Origin of the sequence: Nocardiopsis mwathae, from assembly GCF_014201195.1 — a bacterium.
In the GTDB taxonomy this organism is placed as follows: domain Bacteria; phylum Actinomycetota; class Actinomycetes; order Streptosporangiales; family Streptosporangiaceae; genus Nocardiopsis_C; species Nocardiopsis_C mwathae.
Map to the genome: position 1 here is coordinate 823,462 of NZ_JACHDS010000001.1, position 20,311 is coordinate 843,772.

Sequence of the window (20,311 nt, forward strand, 5' to 3'; positions counted from 1 at the left end):
CCGGTCGCGGCCCCGGCGCCCGCCCCCGGCGGGGCCGGGGCCGTCGGCTCTTGACCTCCAGCGAAGTCGAGGTTTTAGCCTCCCCATCGTCGGCACGCGCGAAGAGCCGACCCGCGGCCGCCTCCGGTGGCCGACGGAGAACAGCGGACACACGTGAGGACGGACCCATGACCGCACAGACGCCCGGGCACACCGCGGCCGGCACCACCACCGCGGACCCGGCCCGCGCCTGGCAGGGTGATGCCCTGGATCTCGACGCCTACCTGGCCCGCGTCGGATACGACGGCGACCGCGGCCCCACCCTCGATACGCTGCGCGCCCTGCACCGCGCCCACCTCGCGGCGTTCCCCTTCGAGAACCTCGACATCGTGCTGGGTCGGCCGATCCGCCTGGACATCGGCCACCTGGTGGAGAAGCTCGTGCACGGGCGGCGGGGCGGCTACTGCTACGAGCACAACCACCTGTTCGCCGCCGTTCTCGAACGCCTCGGCTTCACGTTCACCGGCGTCGCCGCGCGCGTCCAGATGGGAACGGACAAGCTGCGCCCGGCCACCCACATGGCGCTCATCGTCACCATCGACGGCACCGACCACCTCGCGGACGTCGGCTTCGGCGACGAGGGTCTGCTGGAGCCGCTGCCCTTCGCCGACGGCTCCCAGGCCCGCCAGTCCGGCGCGACCTTCCGTATCGAGCGCCGGGGCGGGGAGTGGGTGCTGCGCTCCCTGCACACCGACGGCTGGTTCGACATCTACCGGTTCACCACCGCACCCCAGCACACCCTCGACTACGAGATCTACAACCACTACCTGCAGACCCACGAGCGCTCGCCGTTCATGGGCCGGATCATCGCGCAGAAGACCTCGCCCGAGCTCCGCCACTCCCTGATCGACACCACCCTGACCACCACCCGCCACGGCGGCACCGCCCACGAGCGCCTCCTGGACCCCGAGGAGGTCCCGCCGACCCTGCGCACCGTCTTCGGCATCGGCCTGGCCCCGGAGGAGTCATCGACCGTCACCACCCGGGTCCGCGCCTTCATCGCAGAGTGAGGTGCCGCCCTGTCGACCGGCGGCCTCAGCGGCCCGGCGTCGACAGCACGGGGCGCTCCTCCCGGCGGAGGAGGAGCTGGGTGGCGAGGACGGCTGCGGCCAGGGCGGTTCCGGCCAGGTCGGTCGGCAGGCCGGGCACCAGGACCAGGACGCAGGCGGCGACCAGGGCGAGGCGTTCGGCCGGCAGGGTGCGGCGGACGCCGAAGCCCTCCAGGGCGACGGCGGCCGCGGCCAGGGCCACCGAGCCGGTCGCCACCGCCAGCGCGATCTCGGTCGGCGTTCCGTTGAGCAGCAGCGGGGAGTAGGCCATCAGCAGGGGGATGAGGTAGATCCCCTTGGCGAACTTCCACGCCGCCAGGCCGGTGCGCATCGGGTCGGACCCGGCGATGCCCGCGGCCGAGAACGCCGCCAGCGCCACCGGCGGGGTGACGTTGGAGTCCTGGCTGTACCAGTACACGATCATGTGCGCCACGATCAGCGGGAGCCCCAGCTCGATCAGGGCCGGGCCGGCCAGCACGATCAGCACGATGTAGGACGCCGTCACGGGCAGCCCCAGGCCCAGCACCAGCGACGCCACCGCCACCATCACCAGCGTCAGCAGCAGCCGACCGTCGGCCGCGCCCAGCATGAGCGCCGACAGCTTCAGCCCCAGCCCGGTCAGCCCCACGACCCCGACGATGATCCCCGCGACCGCCGTGGCCACCGACACCCCGAGGGTGTTGCGCGCCGCGATCACGAACACCTCGGCCAGGTCGCGCACCCCCAGTCGGCTGCCCGCACGCACCATCGCCACCAGGAACAGCGCGGCGGTCGCATACAGCCCCGCCCGCAGCGGGGTGACGTACATCAGCAGCAGGGTGACGAGCAGCAGTAGCGGGGCCAGGAAGTGGAAGCCGTCCACCAGCACCGCGCGCAGCCGCGGCAGGCGGTCCGGCGGCAGCCCGCCGATCCCGTGCTTGCGGGCGAGGATGTGCACGAACAGGAACAGCACCCCGAAGTACATCAGCGCGGGGATGATCGCGACCTTCAGAATCTCCACGTAGGGCACCTGGGCCAGCTCCGCCATCACGAACGCCCCGGCGCCCATGATCGGCGGCAGCAGCTGCCCGCCCGTCGACGCCGCCGCCTCCACACCCGCCGCCTCGTGCCGCCGGTAGCCGGCACGGCGCATCAGCGGGATGGTGAACGCGCCCGTCGTCACCGTGTTGGCGATCGCGCTGCCCGACACCGACCCCATCATCGCGCTGCCGACCACGGCCCCCTTGGCCGGGCCGCCCGCGTACCGGCCGGTCACACAGTAGGCCAGGCCGATGAAGAAGTCCCCGCCGCCTGTCTTCAGCAGCATCGCGCCGAACAGGATGAAGATGAACACGAACGTCGCGGCGACCCCCAGCGCCAGCCCGTAGACACCCTCCTGGAACAGGTAGGTGTGGTAGACGATGCGCTGGTAGGTGTAGCCGCGGTGGGCGACCGCCTCCGGCAGCAGCGGCCCCAGCCACGCATAGGCCAGGAACGCCACCGCCAGCACCGACATGAACAGGCCGATCACCCGGCGGCACGCCTCCAGCAGCAGCAGGATCGCCACGACCCCCATGAGCAGGTCGGTGCCGCTCGGCGCGCCGGTGCGGGACACGATGTCGTCGTAGAACAGCACCGGGTAGAGGCCGACCACCACCGCCAGCACGGCGCACAGCAGGTCGGCGGCGGCCATCGGCAGTGACCGCCCCCAGAGGCCCTTCGCCGCCGGGTACACCAGGAAGACCAGGACCAGCACGAACATCAGGTGCAGCACGCGCTGCAGGTAGGCGTCCAGGCCCGCGGCCAGCGCCGTGTAGATCTGGTAGCCGCCGAGCAGGAGCGCCAGTCCCAGCACCACCGCCCCCATGGCGCCCGCGGCCGCGCCCTGCCCCCATCGCCGCTCCGCCAGGCTGCGCCACAGCGGCGGTCCGCCGTGGGCGCGCGTCTCCGCCGGGTCACCGGCCACCGACCACAGGGGGCGGTCCGCGCCGCCCGGCGGAGCGGTGCCGCCGGTCCCGTCCGTTCTGTTCGCGGGGCCGCCCCCGGTGTGCTCGTCGTTCATGTGCGGTCTGGGCTCCTTCTGTCCGCGGGGATGGGCAGTGGGTCGGAGCGATCGCCGCCATCAGGCGTCGCACGGTCGAGATCCGGGCCGGGCGGACCACCACGGCATCCCCGGCCCAGCAGCCGGACAGGGTGAGCTCGCCGCCGGGGTGGTGCAGCCGGTGGTCGGCGGGCGGCGCGCCGACGCGGATCCGCAGTTCGCCGATGTCCCGGTCGAGCCCGCTCACCTCCCACCGCTCGCCGACCGCGCGGCCGGTTCCGTTCCCCGGAATGTGTCCCGTCCCGGCGCCGAACTGCATCAGCAGTGTCGACTCCTGCACGATGCGCCCGTCGCGGACCTGGTAGCGGTCCTCGATCGGCAGCCCGTCGACGGAGTGCACGAAGGTCAGGCCGAACCGGCCGTACCCGTCGAGCGGAAGGTCCCCGATGGGCCCGGACGGCCCGTCCAACTCCAGCACCGGCCAGGCCGGCCACAGCAGGACGGCCAGGAGTGCCGCCCCGGCGGCGGCGCCGATGCCGCGGCCGGGTCTTCGGCGGCGCATGGCGGCGGCCCCGTCAGCCGCGCAGCTTCATCGGGATCTCGACACCGATCTCGTCGGCGTAGCGCAGCGCCCCCGGGTGCAGCGGCACCGGGCTCTTGGCCAGAGTCTCGGGTACCAGGTACTCGGCGCCCGGCGCGTACACCTGGTTCACCGAGTCGGCGTTCTCGTAGACCGCCTTCACCAGGTCGTAGGCGAGCGGTTCGGGGAAGTCGGGCCCGACGATGAGGAGGTTCCACACGGCCAGGGTCCGCACGTCCTCGGGGACCGTGGCATAGGTGCCGCCCTCGATGGTGTGCTCCGTGTAGAAGGGGTGGTCGTCGATGACGGCGCCCGCCTCCTCGTCGCACAGCGGGATCAGGTGCAGCGGCTCGGTGGCCTCCAGCTCACGCAGGCTGCCGTGCCCCTCGCCGACCACCCACGACCCGGCGTCCAGCTGGTTCTCGCGCAGCGCGCGGGCCGTCTCGGCGTAGGCGTAGCGCTGCACGGCGATGTCGTCGAAGTCCATGCCGAGCTTGCCGAACACCAGGCCGGTGGTCAGCTCGTTGCCGCTGCCCGGCGCCCCGACGGAGAAGCGGTGTCCCTTCACGTCGGTGAAGCAGTCCAGGTCGAGCCGGTCGTGGATCGAGCCGAGCGACACGTTGTGGTAGACGTTCGGGTACAGGACCAGCAGGGCGCGGTTCTCCACCGGGTCGGCGGTGAACTCGCCCTCCCCGTGTTCGGCCTGGTAGGCGGAGTCGCCCTGCACGACCGCGAGTTCGCTCGCTCCGGCGTCGATGAGGCGCAGGTTCTCCACCGACGCCGCGGTGGCCTCGGCCGTGGCGCCGACACCCTCGATCTCCGAACCGACGATCTGTGAGATCGCTCCGGCGATGGGGTAGTAGACGCCGCCGGTGGTGCCGCTCGCGATGGACAGGCTGTCGAAGTCGGTGCGCTCCGCCGGCTGGGTGCAGGCGGCCGCCAGCAGCAGACTCAGGGGGAGCGCGGTCAAACCGAGCCAGGGTCGTCGCATTCTCGCTGGTCCTCTCAGGGCCATGGTCCGGGGGGTGAGTGTTCGGGGAGATGCTTACTCGGTCACATGTGCCGCGTGTGACCGTACCCAACTCAGAGTGACATGGAACACGTTGCAGGGGTCCCGATCTCCCGACCGGTAGGTCGACTCGGGCGAAAACCTGTTGCGGGCGCTCATATCCTTGGGTTCGGTATGAGAACCTCGCCCGCCAGATCCCCGCGTTCCCGGAACTCCACGGGGTCACCCGCGCCCTACCCGGAACTCCGCGCCCGCCTCGGTGGGCTGATGCCCGCCGACCGGCACCGGCTCCGCCGCCGCATCGACGGCCTGGCCAAGGTGCGCGACGAACGCAAGCGCGCCGCCATCGCCGCCGAGCTCGCCGGGGAGATCGACCTCGCCGAGCTGCGGCTGGAGCAGCGCCGGGCCGCGGCCCCGCGCGTCGACTACCCCGAGGCCCTGCCGGTCAGCCAGAAGAAGGACGACATCGCCGCGGCGATCCGCGACCACCAGGTCGTCATCGTCGCCGGCGAGACCGGCTCCGGGAAGACCACCCAGCTGCCCAAGATCTGCCTGGAGCTGGGCCGCGGCGTGCTCGGGAGCATCGGCCACACCCAGCCGCGCCGGATCGCCGCGCGCACCGTGGCCGAGCGCATCGCCGAGGAGCTCGACAGCCCCATCGGCCAGACGGTCGGTTACAAGGTCCGGTTCACCGACCACTCCAGCGAGGACACCCTCGTCAAGGTCATGACCGACGGCATCCTGCTGGCCGAGATCCAGCAGGACCGGATGCTGCGCCGGTACGACACCCTCATCATCGACGAGGCCCACGAGCGCAGCCTCAACATCGACTTCCTGCTCGGCTACGTCAAGCAGCTGCTGCCGCGTCGCCCCGACCTCAAGGTCGTCATCACCTCGGCCACCATCGACCCCGAGCGGTTCTCCCGCCACTTCGACGGGGCGCCCATCGTCGAGGTCTCCGGCCGCACCTACCCCGTCGAGGTCCGCTACCGGCCGATCGGCGAGGACACCGACGGTGCCGACGGTGCCGACGGTGCCGCCGATGCCGCCGACTCCGGCGACACCGAACGCGACCAGGTCCAGGCCATCTGCGACGCCGTCGAGGAGCTGCGCGGCGAGGCCCCCGGCGACGTGCTGGTCTTCCTCAGCGGTGAGCGGGAGATCCGCGACACCGCCGACGCCCTGGAGAAGCTCCGCCTCCGCGACACCGAGATCCTGCCGCTGTACGCGCGCCTCTCCTCGGCCGAGCAGCACCGCGTGTTCACCCCGCACCGGGGGCGGCGCATCGTGCTGGCCACCAACGTCGCCGAGACGTCGCTGACCGTGCCGGGCATCAAGTACGTGGTCGACCCGGGCACCGCCCGCATCTCCCGCTACAGCCACCGCACCAAGGTGCAGCGCCTCCCGATCGAAGCGGTCTCCCAGGCGTCGGCCAACCAGCGCAAGGGCCGCTGCGGCCGGGTGTCGGAGGGCATCTGCATCCGCCTCTACTCCGAGGAGGACTTCCTCTCCCGCCCCGAGTTCACCGACCCGGAGATCCTGCGCACCAATCTCGCCTCGGTCATCCTCCGGATGGCCGCGCTGGGGCTGGGCGACATCGCCGCGTTCCCGTTCGTCGAGGGCCCCGACCATCGGCAGATCAAGGACGGTGTCCACCTGCTGCAGGAGCTGGGCGCGCTGGACCCCGACGCGGCCGACGACCGCAAGCGCCTCACCCCGCTGGGCCGCAAGCTCGCCCAGCTCCCGGTCGACCCGCGCCTGGGCCGCATGGTGCTGGAGGCCGAGCGCAACGGGTGCGTCCGCGAGGTGATGATCATCGCGGCCGCGCTGTCCATCCAGGACCCGCGCGAGCGCCCCGCCGACAAGCAGCAGGCCGCCGACGAGTCGCACGCCCGGTTCGCCGACAAGGAGTCGGACTTCCTCGCCTACCTCAACCTGTGGGACCACCTGCAGGAGCGGCAGCGGGCGCTGTCGGGCAACCGGTTCCGCAGGCTGTGCCGCACCGAGTTCCTCAACTACCTGCGCGTCCGCGAGTGGCAGGACATCTACAGCCAGCTCAAGCAGGTCGCCAAGGGCATGGACATCACCCTCAACTCCGCCCGGCCCGACCCCAAGCAGGTGCACGTCTCCCTGCTGGCCGGACTTCTCTCCCACATCGGCCTCAAGGACCCCGAGAAGCACGAGTACCTCGGCGGGCGCGGCGCCCGCTTCGCGATCTTCCCCGGCTCCTCGCTGTTCAAGAAGCAGCCCCGCTTCGTCATGTCCGCCGAACTGGTGGAGACCTCCCGGCTGTGGGCCCGCATGAACGCCCGCATCGAACCCGAGTGGGCCGAAGAGCTCGGCGCGCACCTGGTCAAGCGCACCTACAGCGAGCCGCACTGGGAGAAGAACCGCGGCGGGGTCGTGGCCTACGAGCGCGTCACCCTCTACGGCGTGCCGATCGTCGTGCAGCGCAAGGTCGACTACGGCCGCATCGACCCGGAGCTGTCGCGCGAGCTGTTCATCCGCCACGCCCTGGTCGAGGGCGACTGGGTGACCCACCACCGCTTCTTCCACGACAACCGGAAGCTGCTGGAGGAGGTCGAGGACCTCGAACACCGCGCGCGCCGCCGCGACATCCTCGTCGACGACGAGTCGCTGTTCGCGTTCTACGACGAGCGCGTCGGCGCCGAGGCCGTCTCGGCCGCCCACTTCGACTCCTGGTGGAAGAAGGCCCGCCGCGACCGGCCCGACCTGCTCAACTTCGAGAAGTCGATGCTCATCAACGAGCAGGCCGACGAGGTGCGCGAGGAGGACTACCCCGACACCTGGCATCAGGGCGCCCTCACCTTCCCGCTGTCCTACCAGTTCGAGCCGGGGGCCGACGCCGACGGCGTCACCGTGCACATCCCGCTGAAGGTGCTCAATCAGGTCGAGGAGGACGGTTTCGACTGGCAGATCCCGGGGCTGCGCCGCGACCTGGTCACCGCGCTCATCCGCTCCCTGCCCAAGCCGATCCGGCGCAACTTCGTGCCCGTTCCCGACCACGCCGAGGCGGCGCTGGGGCGGCTGACGCCCTACACCGAGCCGCTGTGCCAGGCGCTGGGGCGCGAGCTCGCCCGCATGGGCGCGGAGCGCGTCGCCGCCGCGGACTTCCAGCTGGACAGGGTCCCCGACCACCTGCGCATCACCTTCCGCGCGGTCGACGGCAAGGGCCGCAAGCTGGCCGAGGACAAGGACCTGGCCGCGCTGCGCGCCCAACTCAAGCCGCGGCTGCAGAAGGCCATCTCCGCCGAGGCCAAGGGCATCGAGAAGACGGGCCTGACCGAGTGGGACTTCGGTCCGCTGAGCCGGACCTTCGAGCGCAAGTCGGCCGGCCCGGCGGTCCGGGGCTACCCGGCCCTGGTCGACTCCGGCGACAGCGTGGCGATCCGGATCTTCGACACCGAGGCCGAGCAGCGCGCCTCCATGTGGGCGGGCGTGCGGCGGCTGCTCCTGCTGCGGGTCCCCTCGCCGGTGGCCGTGGTCCAGCGCGGCCTGGACAATACGGCCAAGCTCGCGCTGAGCCACAACCCCGACGGGAGCGTGCCCGCGCTGTTCGACGACTGCCTGCGGTGCGCCGTCGACGCGCTGATGGCCGAGTCCGGGGGCCCGGTGTGGGACGGCGAGGCCTTCGAACGGTTGCGCGAGCACGTCCGCGCCGAACTCGCCGACACGCTCGCCGCCGTCGTCGCCGACACCGCGCGGGTGCTCGGCAAGGCGCACGAGGTGCGGCGGAAGCTGAAGGGCACCACGAGCCTGGCGGTGCTGCCGTCGCTCAACGACGTCCAGGGGCAGCTGGCCGGGCTGATCCACCCGGGCTTCGTGACCGAGACCGGCCGCGACCGCCTGTCCGACCTGCACCGCTATCTGAGGGCCATCGAGTACCGGCTGGCCAAGCTGCCCGAGAACCCCCGGCGCGACCAGGTCAACATGGCCAAGGTCGAGCAGATGCGCCAGGCACGGGAGAAGCTGCTGGCCGGGCTGGGGCCGGGCCGCGGCGACGACCCCGCGGTGCGGCACATCCGGTGGATGCTGGAGGAACTGCGGGTCAGCTTCTTCGCCCAGGAATTGGGGACCGCCTACCCCGTTTCGGAAAAACGGATTCTCAAGGCGATCGAGGCAGCAAAGGTCGAATAGGGGAGAAAAAGGGTCTGATGATCCGGTGAGTGGTTCTCGTCACATGGCGATCGCTCGCGCGGGTGTAGGCCCAGGTAGCCGGAGAATCACCGAGAGCGGCCGGCGGGATTCGTCAGAAGAACGTCAGAAGGTCGCGAAACCCTGCTGCATAAGGGGTTTGGTCGGTGCTAGCGTGGCCGACGATTCGTTGATCATGAGGAGAAATCCCGGCGGTCCACCAACCGCGGGGCCACGTGTGCGATGCGAGCGGCGCCACCCCTGTCGCGGGTGAACGGCGCCACAGGAACGATGCCGTCGGCGGCCGGGTGATACGGCCGCTCACCTGACACGGGCCACCCGAGCCACACCGGCATCCAGCGCGCGCTCCCCGCACCGCCGTTCGGTTCCCCTGCATACGAGGAGATGTGCCGTGGCACAGCCACCGTCGTCGGCCGGGCCGGGAGACCACGCCCTGCCCCCTCAGCCGTCCCGGAACGGGGACCATCCTCTCTCGCACATGATGCGGGTGGAGGCCGCCGCCCCGCCGCCCTCGGAGAACGGGTGGCGGCGCTTCCTGCGCCGTCTCGGCGTCGGCCGCGACGCGCGGGCGTCCGCTCCGCCCGCCGCAGGCGTGCGGCCGGGCTACCCCCTTCCACCGGACCCCCGACCCCTGCCGGGAGGCGGCGGCCCGCACCCCGTCCCGCCCTACGGCGCCCAGCCCCAGTGGGCCGCCCCGCCGCAACCGGTGGCGCCGCCCCCTGCGGGCCCCGCCGTCGCGACCCCGCCGCCCGCGCCCGCGGAGCCGGCGGCGGCCGCGCCGACCCCCGAACCCGGCACTCCGGCCTCGACCCCGGCCGGCGGCCCCGACCGCCACGACCTGCTGACCGGGACCCTGGCCGGGCTGGCCATGCGCGACCTCGCGCTGGTCGACTCCCTCATCGAGGTCGTGGAGGAGCTGGAGGACAGCAGCGAGGACCCCGTGCTGCTGGAGAAGCTCTTCAAGATCGACAACCTGGCCACCCGGATGCGCCGCAACGGGGAGAACCTGCTGGTCCTCGCCGGACAGGACTCCGGCGACACCTCCACCGAACCGGTCCCGCTGCTCGACGTCGCGCGCGCCGCGATCTCCGAGATCAGCGAGTACCAGCGCGTCCGCCTCGGGTACCTGCCCGACCTGTTCATCTCCGGCGCCGCGGCCGACGACATCAGCCACCTCATCGCCGAGCTGATGGACAACGCGACCGAGAAGTCGCCCGACCACGCCCAGGTCGTCATCAGCGCCCAGGCGATGGGCGACGACCGGCTGCTGATCACCGTCGAGGACGAGGGGATCGGCATCCCCCCGGAGCGCCTGAAGGCGTACAACACCCGGCTGGCCGGCGAGCCCGTTCTGGACGAGGAGGTCATCCGGCACATGGGCTTCTACGTCGTCAGCCGCATCGCGCACAGACACGGTCTGGAGGTCCAGCTCGAAGGCCGGGCCTTCCGGGGGGTCAGCGCCCACGTCGTGGTCCCCTCCGCCCTGTTCGGCACCACCGGCCCCCGCCCGGTGGAGCCGCCCGTGGGACGGAGCGGCGCGCGCTCCGCGGTCCGGCCCCATGTCCTCCCGATGCCGACGGTCGCCCCCGACGGGCGGTCGCCACGCCGCCCGGCACCATCCGTTCCCGGTTCGCAAGCGCAGGAGAAGAACCGCGCCATGGAGTCGTCGGTGACCGCGGCCGGACTGCCGCGCCGCAGCGCCCACAGGAACACCGCCCCCCTGCCGATGCCCGCCGCGGACGGCGAGGAGCACAACGGCTCCGGCGATCCGTCGGCCGGCACCGACCGCGCCGACGGCGGAGCCGAAGTGAGCAAGGCCGAGCGGATCCGCGCGGACCTTGAGGGCTTCATCGAGGGGCAGCAGGCGGCCGAGGGGTCCGACGCGGGCCCCGAGAAATAGCAGTACGTCCGCGCGACCGCCCCCGCTCCGGTGCCGCCAGGGGGACACAGGCGATGCCGGTGGTCGCCCCGGCCGTGGGAAGTCGGCCGGGCCAGCCCCCTCAACCCCCAGCAATCCCGTTTCGGAAAAACCCATCGAGGATCTGGACGCACATGGACAACCGCTTGAGCGAAAGCGCGGAGAATTTCACCTGGCTCATTTCCAACTTCGTCGACGAAATGCCCGGGGTGGAGCATGCCGTGGTCGTCTCCTCCGACGGTCTGCTACTCACCGCCTCCGAGGGTTTTCCCGAGGAACACGCCGAACAGCTCGCGGCCATCGCGAGCGGCATGCAGAGCCTCGCCGACGGCACGGCGCGGCTCTTCGGCAAGGGCACCTCGGAGCAGCTCATCCTGCGGATGGAGCACGGGCACCTGTTCGTGATGTCCATCAGCGACGGATCGACGCTGGCGGTCCTGACAGCGAGCAGCGCCGATATGAAAATCGTCGCCTATAAGATGGCGCTGCTCGTGGAGAGCGCGGGGCACGTCCTGACTCCCCAGCTGCGCTCCCAGTTGCGTGAGGTCATCACACCGTGACCGTGCCGATCCTGCCGACCTCCGACCGGACCGGGCACCGGAATACGAACAGGATGCCAGCACAATGAGCTTTCGCAGGAAGAGGGGCGCCAGGATCCGCCCCTACACCTTCACCGGCGGCAGGACGAGGTCGCGCCACCCGCTGATGGTGCAGACCCTCGTCTCGGTCTCCGACCCGGACGCTCCGGCGCCGACGAACCTGCTGCCGGAATCGCAGAACATCTACCGGCTGTGCCGTGAACCGCGGTCGGTCGCCGAGATCGGCGCCGAACTGCGCATCCCCATCGGCGTGGCCCAGGTCCTTCTCAGCGACCTGGCGGACCAGGGCCACGTCTTCATCCATCCGACCATCACCGGACACAGTCCGTCGGAAAACCAAGTTCTGGAGAGGGCGCTCCGTGGACTCGAACGTCTCTTCCAATGACATGGCGGGCTCCGGCTCGCTCGTGTCCACCAAGATCGTCATCGCCGGAGGGTTCGGCGCCGGAAAGACCACGCTGGTCGGCTCCGTCTCCGAGATTCCACCGGTGACCACCGAGGCCGTGATGACCGAGGCCAGCATGGGCCACGACGATCTGACGGCCATCCCCGGCAAGACGACCACGACCGTCGCGATGGACTTCGGCCGCCTCACCCTTGAGCGCGAGTTGATCATGTACCTGTTCGGCACGCCCGGCCAGGCCCGCTTCTGGTTCATGTGGGACGACATCGTCCGCGGCGCGGTCGGTGCCGTCGTCGTGGTCGACAGCCGCCGCCTGGCCGACTGCTTCGACGCGATCGACTACTTCGAGCGCAACCGGACCATCCCCTACATCGTCGCGCTCAACAGGTTCGACGGGCAACTCGACTACACCATCGAGCAGATCCGCGAGGCACTGGAGATCGACCAGCGGGTGCCGATCATCGACTTCGACGCGCGCGAGCGCCGTTCCGGCGGGGAGGTGCTGCGGCGCCTGCTCGAATACACGCTCTCGCGACCCAAGGAGCCCGAGCTGATCGGGTAGGACAGGTGACACGCGGGTGAGTAACACGGGGGCACCCCCGTCGCCCCACCCACACGTCCATTACGGTGGGGCGCCGTGAGTAGAAGTGTCAACCGTTCCATGTCGGCCGGATCGCTCGTCCCCATCGGCGGTGATGGGGAGGCAGGCGCCCACCTGGTCTGCTTTCCCCACGCCGGCGGGTCGGAGATGACCTACGCCCCCTGGCGGGCCGAGCTCGCCGACCGCTACCGCCTATGGACGGCAGCCCGCCGTTCGCCGGGCGGCGGCGCGGAGGGGGGATCCGGCTGGGATACTCTCGTCTCCGCCCACGCCGCAGCGGTATCCGCCCTCCCCGGGGAGATCACGCTGTACGGTCACAGCATGGGGGCACTGCTCGCCTACGAGACGGCACGGCTGCTGCGCGACGACGGGCGGGCCGTGAGCCGCCTGGTCGTCAGCGGGCGGGAGGCGCCGCACATCGTGCGCCGCCTGGTCGTGCCGGACGACCCCGTCGAACTCGCGAAGACGGCCGCCGACCTGTACGGGGGCATCCCGGACGAGCTGCTCGACGACCCCGACATGCTGCACGTCCTCGGCCAGGCACTGATGCGCGACTACCGGATCTTCACCGAGTACCGGTGGCGGCCCGGCGAACCGCTGGACATCCCCCTCACCGTGTTCGCGGGGGCCGACGACCCCGTGGTCGGCGAGGACGGGGCGCGCGAATGGAAGCGGCACACCACCGGCCCGTTCCAGGCGGTGACCATCCCCGGCGGCCACTTCCCCGGCCCCGAGGGCACCGCCGCGATCCTCGCGACCCTGCGCGAGAGCGCATGAGCGCATAGAGGTGCACGCGGCGCGACGATCGGGAGGACACATGTCGGCGGAACGGCGGGCCCTGTGGATCGGGACCTACACTCCGGGCTCCGATCCGGGCGGCGCGGGTGAGGGGATCCACCTGGTGTGGCTGGATCCGGCGACCGGGGCGCTGACCGGCGGCGGGGTCGCGGCGCGCACCGACGGGCCGTCGTTCCTCGCCCGGCATCCCGGCGGCCACCTCCTGTACGCCGTCAACGAACGCGCCGAGGGCGGCCTCACCGGTTTCGCCGTGGGCGCCGACGGGGCACTGCGGGAGCTGGGTACGGTGCCGACCGGCGGATCGTCCCCATGCCACCTCGCCGTGCACCCGGCGGGGCGCCACGTGATCGTGGCGAACTACGCCGACGGCGGCGTCGCCGTGCACCCCATCGCCGAGAACGGTGCGCCGCGGGTCGCCTGCGCACTGCTGACCCACACCGGCGGCGGCCCCGACGCCGCGCGCCAGGCCGGGCCGCACGCCCACCACGTGTCCGTCGCCCCGGGCGGTCGGCACCTGTTCGTCTGCGATCTCGGCACCGACGAGCTGCGCCGCCACCCGCTGGACGCCGCACCGACCGACTCGCGCATCGTCGGGCCAGGGGGTGGGACACCGGTCGCCGCCCGTCTGCCCGCGGGCACCGGCCCGCGCCACCTCGCCGCCCACCCCACCGGGCACCTGTACATCAGCGGCGAACTGGACTCCCGCGTCCACGTGCTCCGCTGGGACGGTGCCGCTGCCACCGCCGTCCCCCTGGTCGCGGTCCCCGCCACCACGACGCCTGACGCCGCGGCCGGGCCCAACCACCCGGCCGAACTCGCGCTGTCCCCCGACGCCACCCGCCTCTACGTCGCCAACCGGGGCGCCGACACCATCGCCGCCTTCGAGGTGGGGCCGGACGGGGCGGACCTGCGCCCGATCGCCGAGGTGGCGACCGGCGGTGCCCGGCCCCGGCACTTCGCTCTCGTCGACGGCGCCTTCCTGGTGGTCGCCAACCAGGGCTCCGGCGACCTGACCGTGCTGCGCCTCGACCCCGCCACCGGGATTCCGCAGGCCACCGGCCACCGCCTGGAGCTGCCCGACCCCGTGTGCGTCCTGCCGGTATGACCGGGATCTACAAGATCCCGGCGGGAACCCCGGCGCACCCCGACAACCTGCCCTGAAGCGGTCATAGGTGACAATCGACTACGGACGCCCCGCGTTCTGGGACCCGTGACCCGACCATGACCAGGACAGGAACAGCCATGCCCGACGCCCCCGCCCCACGCGCGCGGTACCGCGGCCTCACCGCCCGGGACATCGCCCTCATCGGCATGTTCGCCGCGCTCCTCGCCGTGCTGAGCATGCCGTTCGCCATCCCCGTCGGGCCGGTGCCCATCACCCTGCAGACGCTCGGCGTGATGCTCGCCCCGAGCCTGCTCGGCGCCAAGCGCGGCACGCTGGCCGTCCTCACTTTCCTGGCCCTCACCCTGGCCGGGCTTCCGCTGCTGCCGGGCGGCCGCGGCGGCCTGGCGCCGTTCATCGGCCCCACCGGCGGCTACCTGCTCGCCTGGGTCCTGGGCGCACTGGTCATCGGCCTGCTCGCGCAGCGGATGGTGCCCCGCTACCGCTTCTGGGCGGGGTTCGGCATCAACATCCTCGGCGGCATCGGTGTCGTCTACCTCATCGGGGTGCCATGGAGCGCGGTCGTCCTCGGCGACGACATGATCGCCACGGCGCTGGCCGCCTACGTCTTCCTCCCGGGCGACCTGGTGAAGGCCGCGCTCGCCGCCGCGATCGCCACCGCCGTCTACCGCGCCTACCCCATCCCGCCGGCAGGAACGAAGGTGCCGGCGAGCTCACCCGAGGCCGCCTGACCCGCAGGGAGCCCGAGCATGCCGCAGCTGGAGAACGTGACCCACGCCTACGACGGGCGCGTGGTCCTCCGCGATGTCTCCGTGCGGCTCACCGAGCGGCGCATCGGGCTGATCGGCGCCAACGGATCGGGCAAGTCCACCCTGGCCCGGACCCTGAACGGGCTCGTCGTTCCGGACTCCGGACGGGTCCTCGTCGACGGGCGCGACACCCGGAAGCACGCCCGGGAGATCCGGCGGCGGGTGGGGTTCGTCTTCTCGGACGCCACCACCCAGATCCTCATGCCGACGGTCGCCGAGGACGTGGCCATCGGTCTGCGGGGCAGCGGGCTCTCCGCGGCCGAGATCGACGCCCGGGTCGGGGCCGTCCTGCGCCGCCACGGTCTGGCCGACCACCGCGACCACCCCGCCCACCTGCTCTCCGGCGGCCAGAAGCAGATGCTGGCGCTGGCCTCGGTCCTGGTCACCGAGCCGGAGATCCTGGTCTGCGACGAGCCCACCACACTGCTGGACCTGCACAACGTCAAGGTCATCGAGCAGACCCTGCGCGGTCTCCCGCAGCAGGTCATCCTGCTCACCCACCACCTGGACTCACTCACCGGCTTCGACCGCGTCCTGGTGATGGACGACGGCCGGATCGTCTTCGACGGCGCGCCGGGTGCGGCGGTCGACTTCTACACCGGGCTCATGGCGCGCAGGGCCGACGGGCGGGGCGAGCCGACAGCCCTGGAGCCCGGCCGATGAACGCCATCGGACTCTACGTCCCCGGCGACTCGCCGCTGTACCGGCTCCCGGCCGGGGCGAAGCTGCTCGTGCTGATGGCGGTGGTGACGGTGGTCATCGCCGCCGGGAACGTGTGGGTGGCCGCCGGGGCGGCGGCCGCGGCGGCGTCGGCCTACCCGCTGTGCGGGCTGTCCCCGCGCTACGTGTGGCGCATGCTCCGCCCAGTGCTGCCGTTCCTGGTGGTCATCGCCGCCTTCCAGGGGCTACTCGGCGACTGGCCGACCGCGGCCCGCGTCTGCGCCCAGCTCGCCGCCGCGGTGCTGCTCGCCGCGCTGGTCACCCTCACGACGCGGGTCAGTGAGATGCTCGCCCTCTTCGAGCGCCTGGCGCACCCCCTGCGCCACGCCGGAGTCCGCCCGGACCGGGTCGCCCTGGTCCTCGCGCTCACCATCCGCTCCATCCCCATGGTCGAGGCCGCCATGCGGGCCTCCCGCGAGGCCTACCGGGCCCGCGGGCTGCGCGGCCGCCCCCACCTCATGGTGGTCCCGGTGATCGTCGGCCTGATCCGCTCCGCCGAGGCGACCGGCGAGGCCATGGCCGCCCGCGGGATCGAATGACGCTCATGCGGTCTCCTCGGCCCGCGTGTCGCTGCCACGCGTCCGGCGTCCAGGGCGTGAGGCTCGAAGTGTCACACGCCGGTGGTGTCATGGACCGACTCCCCGGTGGTCCCCGACGAACGCTTCCGGCGGGCCGGGAGGCGGACGGAAGGATAGGCCATGGAATGGAAGCTCGAAGTGATCCCGGTTCCCGTCACCGATGTCGACCGGGCCAAGCGCTTCTACACCGAGGACGTCGGCTTCGCATGCGACGCCGACGAGCGGTTGGGTGACGCCTACCGCATGGTCCAGCTGACGCCGCCCGGTTCGGGGTGTTCGATCGTGATCGGCGACGGGATGACCGAGATGAACCCCGGGACGCTGGACGGCCTCCAGCTGTGCGTGGGCGACATCGAGGCCGCGCGCGCCGAGCTGGTCTCCCGCGGCGTCGAGGTCAGCCCGGTACAGCACTACGACACGGACACCGGAGAACTCCTCGACGGGCCGGCGGAGGAGTGGAACCGCTTCGTCTTCTTCACCGACCCCGACGGCAACAAATGGGTGGTGCAGGAGAGCCCGCGCATCACGGGCTGAGCACGGGCCGGCCCCTGGAACCTCGGAGCGGCGGGTGGCCCGGTCGACATGACCACCCGCCGCTCCCGGTTCGGTGCTCCGGCTACTCCGCGCCTGCGGGCAGGTCGACCATTCCGGCCAGAGCCGACCGGTGCCGGTCGGCTGTGCCCAGGGCGATGGCGTCGCTCTTGGCCCGCTTGAGATAGAGGTGGGCCGGGTGCTCCCAGGTGAAGCCGATGCCGCCGTGCAGCTGCACCGCCTCCTCCGCGGCGGTCACCGCCACACCCGACACGAACGCCTGGGCCAGTGCCGCGGCCATCTCGGCCTCGGTGTCGTCCGCCCCGGCCCCCGCCGTGCTCGCGGCGTTCCGTACCACGGCCCTCGCCTGCGAGACCGACACCCACAGATCGGCCAACCGGTGCTTGGGCGCCTGGAAGGACCCCACCGGGCGGCCGAACTGCGTGCGCGTCTTCAGGTAGTCGACCGTCGTCCCCAGTGCCCACTCCGCCACGCCCAGCTGCTCGGCGGACAGCAGGGCGGCGCCGGTTCGCAGCGCCGTGCGCAGGGCGTGCTCGGCAGCCCGGCCCGTCACCACCGGGCGCGCCGGTGTCCGATCCAGTCCGACGTCGACGAGGGGACGGGTCAGGTCGAGCGTGACCAGCGGGGTCCGCACCGCCTCGGACGCGTCCGCCAGGTACAGGCCGGGGCCGTCCGTGCCGACCGCCGGGACCAGCAGGGCGTCGGCGGTCGTCGCGTCGGCGACCTTGGTGACCGTCCCCGATAGACCGTCGGCGGCCGCGCGGACCGTGTCCGGGAACGCCGCGCCGGGCGGGGCCGACAGCGGGACGGCGAGCGCGACGGTGGCCTCGCCCGAGGCCATCCGGCCGAGCGTCGCGGCGGCGGTGGGGGAGTCGCCGACCGCCAGCAGCGCCGCCGTGGACAGCACCGCGCTACCCAGGAACGGAACCGGGGCCACGGCCCGGCCCAGTTCCTCGGCGACCACGGCGGCCTCCCTCCACCCGGCGCCCGCACCGCCCAGCGCCTCGGGGACGGGCAGTCCGGCGACCCCGAGCCCGCACAGGTCCTGCCACAGGGCGGTGTCGGTGAGGGGTCCGGCCTCGCCGTCGACCCGGGCGAGGACGCCCGCGGGGGCGCACTTGTCGGCCAGCAGCGCGCGGACGCTCGCCCGCAGCTCCTCCTCGACCTCGCTGTAGAGCAGGTCGGCTTCGCTCGTGCTCACTTCGGCAGGTCCTTCCACGCGACGTCCTTGTCCACCCGGATGTCCCCCGGCAGGCCCAGGACCCGCTCGGCGATGATGTTGCGCAGGATCTCCGACGTCCCGCCCTCGATCGAGTTGCCCCTGCTGCGCAGGTAGCGGTAGCCCGCACCGCGCGCCTCCATGCCGACGCGCTCGGGGCGGCGCAGCGTCCAGTCGTCGTAGGTGAGCCCCTCGGCGCCCAGCAGCTCCACCTCCAACCCGGCGATCTCCTGGTTGAGCCGGGCGAAGGCGAGCTTCGCCGCGGACCCCTCCGGTCCGGGCTGGCCGATGGCGAGCTGCTGGCGCAGCCGCTCCTTGGTCAGCCGCGCCGCCTCGGCCTCCACCCACAGCCGCATGAGGGCGTCGTGCAGGCCGGGGGTGCGCGCCTCGGGGCGCGACCGCCAGATGCCGGCGGCGATGCCGATGAGCCCGCCCTCCCGGGGCTCGGCCGTACCGCCGATGGAGACCCGTTCGTTCATCAGCGTGGTCTGGGCGACCCGCCATCCCTCGCCGACCGCCCCCAGCCGCTGGGAGTCGGGGATGCGGACGTCGGTCAGGTAGACCTCGTTGAACTCCGCCTCGCCGGTGAGCTGGCGCAGCGGGCGCACTTCCACGCCCGGCGCGCGCATGTCGCAGATGAAGTAGGTCATCCCCTGGTGCTTGGGCACGTCGGGGTCGGTGCGGGTGACCAGGATCGCCCAGCGGGCGCGGTGCGCGAGGGAGGTCCACACCTTCTGCCCGTCGACGACCCACTCCTCGCCGTCGCGCACCGCGCGGGTGCCCAGCGCCGCGAGGTCGGACCCGGCACCCGGCTCGCTGAACAGCTGGCACCACACCTCCTCACCCACATACAGCGGCTTGAGGTAGCGGCGGCGCTGCTCGGGGGTGCCGAACGCGAGGATGGTCGGCGCGGCCATGCCCAGGCCGATGATGAGCTTCTCGCGCCCGGCGGGGGTGGCGCCCAGGCGCTCGAACTCCGCGTCGACGACGCTCTGGAGGGCGCGCGGGGCGCCCAGCCCGCCCTCGCCCTCGGGGAAGTGCACCCACGCCAGCCCCGCGTCGAAGCGGGCGGCGAGGAGTTCGGCGGGATCGGTGGTGGCGGGGTCATGCGCGGCGACGACGTCCGCGACGCGCTGCCGGAGCCCGGCCGCGTCGATCGTCGCCCCCGCGGGGGCCGTTGTCATGTCAACCTCCGGTGGACGGGAGAGGTGGGGCGGTGAGGGGACGGGGCGGCGGGCCGGGCGGGGACGGGTCAGTCCAGGGGGCCACCGGCGACGTAGATGACCTGGCCGGAGACGTATCCGGCGGACTCGGCGGTGAGGAAGGAGATGGTGTTGGCGATGTCCTCGGGCACGCCGACACGGCGGACCGGGATGCTTTCGGCCGCGGCCTTCTTGAAGTCGTCGTAGTCCATGCCGACGCGCGCGGCGGTGGCCTTGGTCATGTCGGTGACGATGAAGCCGGGAGCCACGGCGTTGCAGGTCACTCCGAACTTCCCGAGCTCGATGGCGAGTGTCTTGGTGAAGCCCTGCAGCCCGGCCTTGGCGGTGGAGTAGTTGGCCTGGCCCCGGTTGCCCTGCGCGGAGCTGCTGGAGAGGTTGACGATGCGCCCCCAGTTCTGCGCCACCATGTGCTGCTGAGCGGCCCGGGACATCAGGAACGCGCCGCGCAGGTGCACGTTCATGACGGTGTCCCAGTCGTCCTCGGACATCTTGAACAGCAGATTGTCGCGGAGGACGCCGGCGTTGTTGACGAGGATCGCGGGCGGGCCGAGCCGTTCGGCGACCTGGCCGACCGCGGTCGCCACCTGGTCGGCGTCGCCGACGTCGGCGCCGACGGCGATGGCGGTGCCGCCATCGGCGGTGATCTCGTCGGCGGTCCGCTGCGCGTCGGATTCCTTGAGGTCGAGGACGGCGACGGAGCGGCCGTCGGCGGCCAGTCGGCGGGCGGTGGCCGCTCCGATACCGCGGGCGGCACCGGTCACGATCGCGACGCGCGCTGCTTCTGACATGCTTCTACCTCCGATGAGTGGTCCGGTGCGGAGCCCACGGCCGTGGGCGGCGTGGTCCAGGGCACACTGCGGCCGATCCTATCCACCCCATACCGACCAGGTGGTAT

18 protein-coding genes are annotated in these 20,311 nt (G+C 72.1%); 12 read left to right on the forward strand and 6 right to left on the reverse strand.

Annotated features, from left to right (window positions below; all coding sequences use genetic code 11):
* Positions 1 to 167 precede the first annotated feature (167 nt).
* Positions 168 to 1,049, forward strand: coding sequence for an arylamine N-acetyltransferase family protein (locus HNR23_RS03125; RefSeq protein WP_184073279.1), 882 nt, complete (start codon positions 168 to 170; stop codon positions 1,047 to 1,049).
* Positions 1,050 to 1,074: 25 nt separating this feature from the next.
* Here the strand turns inward: HNR23_RS03125 and HNR23_RS03130 are convergent, their stop codons facing one another.
* The 3 genes from HNR23_RS03130 to HNR23_RS03140 are packed head-to-tail and all read right to left on the reverse strand — an operon-like array spanning position 1,075 to position 4,703.
* Entirely contained in the window at positions 1,075 to 3,129 is a 2,055-nt protein-coding gene (locus HNR23_RS03130) for a TRAP transporter permease (RefSeq protein ID WP_394353737.1), read from the reverse strand.
* Positions 3,023 to 3,670: a DUF1850 domain-containing protein gene (locus HNR23_RS03135; protein ID WP_184073281.1), complete on the reverse strand. Its 648-nt coding sequence runs from the start codon at positions 3,668 to 3,670 to the stop codon at positions 3,023 to 3,025. The genes HNR23_RS03130 and HNR23_RS03135 overlap by 107 nt, the downstream gene beginning before the upstream one ends.
* A gap of 13 nt (positions 3,671 to 3,683) precedes the next feature.
* A complete protein-coding gene (locus tag HNR23_RS03140; RefSeq protein WP_343070405.1) occupies positions 3,684 to 4,703 on the reverse strand; it encodes a TAXI family TRAP transporter solute-binding subunit in 1,020 nt (339 codons plus the stop codon).
* Between the two features lie 168 nt (positions 4,704 to 4,871).
* On the opposite strand from HNR23_RS03140, the gene hrpA reads away from it, so the two are divergent.
* The 11 genes from hrpA (at position 4,872) to HNR23_RS03195 (ending at position 16,956) form a co-directional block, all read left to right on the forward strand.
* Positions 4,872 to 8,855, forward strand: coding sequence for an ATP-dependent RNA helicase HrpA (gene hrpA, locus HNR23_RS03145; protein WP_184073285.1), 3,984 nt, complete (start codon positions 4,872 to 4,874; stop codon positions 8,853 to 8,855).
* A gap of 409 nt (positions 8,856 to 9,264) precedes the next feature.
* Positions 9,265 to 10,773 carry an ATP-binding protein gene (locus tag HNR23_RS27360; RefSeq protein ID WP_184073287.1) on the forward strand — a complete coding sequence of 503 codons (1,509 nt, stop codon included), beginning with the start codon at positions 9,265 to 9,267 and terminating at the stop codon, positions 10,771 to 10,773.
* A gap of 152 nt (positions 10,774 to 10,925) precedes the next feature.
* Positions 10,926 to 11,351, forward strand: a complete 426-nt coding sequence (locus HNR23_RS03155) for a roadblock/LC7 domain-containing protein (RefSeq protein ID WP_184073289.1) — start codon at positions 10,926 to 10,928, stop codon at positions 11,349 to 11,351.
* A gap of 64 nt (positions 11,352 to 11,415) precedes the next feature.
* Positions 11,416 to 11,775, forward strand: a complete 360-nt coding sequence (locus HNR23_RS03160; RefSeq protein WP_184073291.1) for a DUF742 domain-containing protein — start codon at positions 11,416 to 11,418, stop codon at positions 11,773 to 11,775.
* Positions 11,776 to 11,797: 22 nt separating this feature from the next.
* On the forward strand, positions 11,798 to 12,355 hold the full coding sequence (locus tag HNR23_RS03165) for an ATP/GTP-binding protein (protein ID WP_184079797.1): 558 nt from the start codon (positions 11,798 to 11,800) through the stop codon (positions 12,353 to 12,355).
* A 75-nt stretch (positions 12,356 to 12,430) separates the two neighbouring features.
* Positions 12,431 to 13,171 carry an alpha/beta fold hydrolase gene (locus HNR23_RS03170; protein ID WP_184073293.1) on the forward strand — a complete coding sequence of 247 codons (741 nt, stop codon included), beginning with the start codon at positions 12,431 to 12,433 and terminating at the stop codon, positions 13,169 to 13,171.
* A gap of 40 nt (positions 13,172 to 13,211) precedes the next feature.
* Complete coding sequence (locus tag HNR23_RS03175) at positions 13,212 to 14,297, forward strand: lactonase family protein (protein WP_184073295.1); 1,086 nt, start codon at positions 13,212 to 13,214, stop codon at positions 14,295 to 14,297.
* Positions 14,298 to 14,434: 137 nt separating this feature from the next.
* Positions 14,435 to 15,046, forward strand: a complete 612-nt coding sequence (locus HNR23_RS03180; protein ID WP_184073297.1) for a biotin transporter BioY — start codon at positions 14,435 to 14,437, stop codon at positions 15,044 to 15,046.
* Between the two features lie 18 nt (positions 15,047 to 15,064).
* Positions 15,065 to 15,787: an energy-coupling factor ABC transporter ATP-binding protein gene (locus HNR23_RS03185; RefSeq protein ID WP_184073299.1), complete on the forward strand. Its 723-nt coding sequence runs from the start codon at positions 15,065 to 15,067 to the stop codon at positions 15,785 to 15,787.
* Positions 15,784 to 16,383, forward strand: coding sequence for an energy-coupling factor transporter transmembrane component T family protein (locus HNR23_RS03190; protein WP_184073300.1), 600 nt, complete (start codon positions 15,784 to 15,786; stop codon positions 16,381 to 16,383). The genes HNR23_RS03185 and HNR23_RS03190 overlap by 4 nt, the downstream gene beginning before the upstream one ends.
* Before the next feature lie 159 nt (positions 16,384 to 16,542).
* Positions 16,543 to 16,956 carry a VOC family protein gene (locus HNR23_RS03195; protein ID WP_184073302.1) on the forward strand — a complete coding sequence of 138 codons (414 nt, stop codon included), beginning with the start codon at positions 16,543 to 16,545 and terminating at the stop codon, positions 16,954 to 16,956.
* An 82-nt stretch (positions 16,957 to 17,038) separates the two neighbouring features.
* On the opposite strand, the gene HNR23_RS03200 is transcribed toward HNR23_RS03195, so the two are convergent.
* The 3 genes from HNR23_RS03200 to fabG all read right to left on the reverse strand — a co-directional run bounded on the left by HNR23_RS03200 (position 17,039) and on the right by fabG (position 20,204).
* Complete coding sequence (locus HNR23_RS03200; RefSeq protein ID WP_343070406.1) at positions 17,039 to 18,175, reverse strand: acyl-CoA dehydrogenase family protein; 1,137 nt, start codon at positions 18,173 to 18,175, stop codon at positions 17,039 to 17,041.
* Positions 18,172 to 19,377 carry an acyl-CoA dehydrogenase family protein gene (locus HNR23_RS26505; RefSeq protein WP_246421553.1) on the reverse strand — a complete coding sequence of 402 codons (1,206 nt, stop codon included), beginning with the start codon at positions 19,375 to 19,377 and terminating at the stop codon, positions 18,172 to 18,174. The genes HNR23_RS03200 and HNR23_RS26505 overlap by 4 nt, the downstream gene beginning before the upstream one ends.
* 68 nt (positions 19,378 to 19,445) lie before the next feature.
* Positions 19,446 to 20,204: a 3-oxoacyl-ACP reductase FabG gene (gene fabG / locus HNR23_RS03205; RefSeq protein WP_184073306.1), complete on the reverse strand. Its 759-nt coding sequence runs from the start codon at positions 20,202 to 20,204 to the stop codon at positions 19,446 to 19,448.
* Between the last annotated feature and the right edge of the window lie 107 nt (positions 20,205 to 20,311).

Coding starts and splice junctions, on each gene's coding strand:
- HNR23_RS03125 (WP_184073279.1), top strand. CDS start 168: ATGACCGCACAGACGCCCGGGCACACCGCGGCCGGCACCACCACCGCG.
- HNR23_RS03130 (WP_394353737.1), bottom strand. CDS start 3,129: ATGAACGACGAGCACACCGGGGGCGGCCCCGCGAACAGAACGGACGGG.
- HNR23_RS03135 (WP_184073281.1), bottom strand. CDS start 3,670: ATGCGCCGCCGAAGACCCGGCCGCGGCATCGGCGCCGCCGCCGGGGCG.
- HNR23_RS03140 (WP_343070405.1), bottom strand. CDS start 4,703: ATGGCCCTGAGAGGACCAGCGAGAATGCGACGACCCTGGCTCGGTTTG.
- hrpA (WP_184073285.1), top strand. CDS start 4,872: ATGAGAACCTCGCCCGCCAGATCCCCGCGTTCCCGGAACTCCACGGGG.
- HNR23_RS03155 (WP_184073289.1), top strand. CDS start 10,926: ATGGACAACCGCTTGAGCGAAAGCGCGGAGAATTTCACCTGGCTCATT.
- HNR23_RS03160 (WP_184073291.1), top strand. CDS start 11,416: ATGAGCTTTCGCAGGAAGAGGGGCGCCAGGATCCGCCCCTACACCTTC.
- HNR23_RS03175 (WP_184073295.1), top strand. CDS start 13,212: ATGTCGGCGGAACGGCGGGCCCTGTGGATCGGGACCTACACTCCGGGC.
- HNR23_RS03180 (WP_184073297.1), top strand. CDS start 14,435: ATGCCCGACGCCCCCGCCCCACGCGCGCGGTACCGCGGCCTCACCGCC.
- HNR23_RS03185 (WP_184073299.1), top strand. CDS start 15,065: ATGCCGCAGCTGGAGAACGTGACCCACGCCTACGACGGGCGCGTGGTC.
- HNR23_RS03190 (WP_184073300.1), top strand. CDS start 15,784: ATGAACGCCATCGGACTCTACGTCCCCGGCGACTCGCCGCTGTACCGG.
- HNR23_RS03195 (WP_184073302.1), top strand. CDS start 16,543: ATGGAATGGAAGCTCGAAGTGATCCCGGTTCCCGTCACCGATGTCGAC.
- HNR23_RS26505 (WP_246421553.1), bottom strand. CDS start 19,377: ATGACAACGGCCCCCGCGGGGGCGACGATCGACGCGGCCGGGCTCCGG.
- fabG (WP_184073306.1), bottom strand. CDS start 20,204: ATGTCAGAAGCAGCGCGCGTCGCGATCGTGACCGGTGCCGCCCGCGGT.